This is a genomic window from Duganella qianjiadongensis (assembly GCF_009857915.1).
Taxonomy (GTDB): Bacteria; Pseudomonadota; Gammaproteobacteria; order Burkholderiales; family Burkholderiaceae_D; genus Rugamonas; species Rugamonas qianjiadongensis.
In genome coordinates this window covers 1-850 of record NZ_WWCM01000061.1, presented here as the reverse complement: position 1 = coordinate 850, position 850 = coordinate 1, and the positions used below count along the sequence as shown (strand labels likewise).

At 48.5% G+C, this 850-nt stretch carries 1 protein-coding gene; it reads right to left on the bottom strand.

Going from position 1 to position 850, the window contains the following annotated elements:
* Nucleotides 1–142: 142 nt before the first annotated feature.
* Complete coding sequence (locus tag GTP27_RS23260; protein WP_161041460.1) at nt 143–673, bottom strand: hypothetical protein; 531 nt, start codon at nt 671–673, stop codon at nt 143–145.
* Between the last annotated feature and the right edge of the window lie 177 nt (nt 674–850).

The window sequence follows — 850 nt, the reverse complement described above, 5'->3', positions numbered from 1 at the left end:
CGGCGGCGTTCCTGGCTCACGGTCACTACTTCGATTGTTTGCTTGTTCCTAGTCATATGCACAGTCCTATTCCTATCCGTAAGAATAACGCATAGGCTGTGTCCGGTGATTCAAGGGGCTATCTCAGGTTTTCATTCAATAACTAATTTCCAATTCCCGGAAAGGCATTCCAGATTTGCTGTACTTCATGTGCAATCTGGATTCCGGCGTCAATTCCCTTTTGGACTTTCTGGGCATTCTCTGCAACTTTAACAACCTTATTGATCATATCCGCAGCTTTAGAAAAAATTCCCGTTGCTTCAGGATCTGATTGGCTCAAGTCCTCTTTCACATGCGCAGTCCTTACCGACATAGCGCCAAGAGTCTCATTTAGCGCTGCGTTTACCGGTTCGATTCCCCGAACGCGATAGGTTCTCAAAGACTTTCTGACGGAATTGAGATGGCGCAGCATCAGATCTTTTGTAAAACGTCGAAGCGATGATGCCTCTAGCTGGGCAATCAATTCATCGAGTTCGGTAATAAGCTTCGCCAGTTCTGCTGGGTCAACTTCCTGTTCATCACCGCCTAAAACCCAGTCGGCCCAACGAAGCATATTCAGATGCTCTTTGCCGATTCTATCCACCAGATGATTCCAGCCAACTGAGAATTGTGAGGGCGATACAATGCCGCGCAACTCATCTGTCCCCCATCGGAACAACTCATCAGGAACACCTTGATCTAAGACATGCCCTTATACACAAGTCCAGCCGGAGCCTCGCCCGAGCTGAAACCGGCTTAGCTGGCCAATTTTCGCATCTGCCCTTGTAAACTGCCGACTTTTCGCGTTTACTCTCGTCTTTTGGGTGACGCG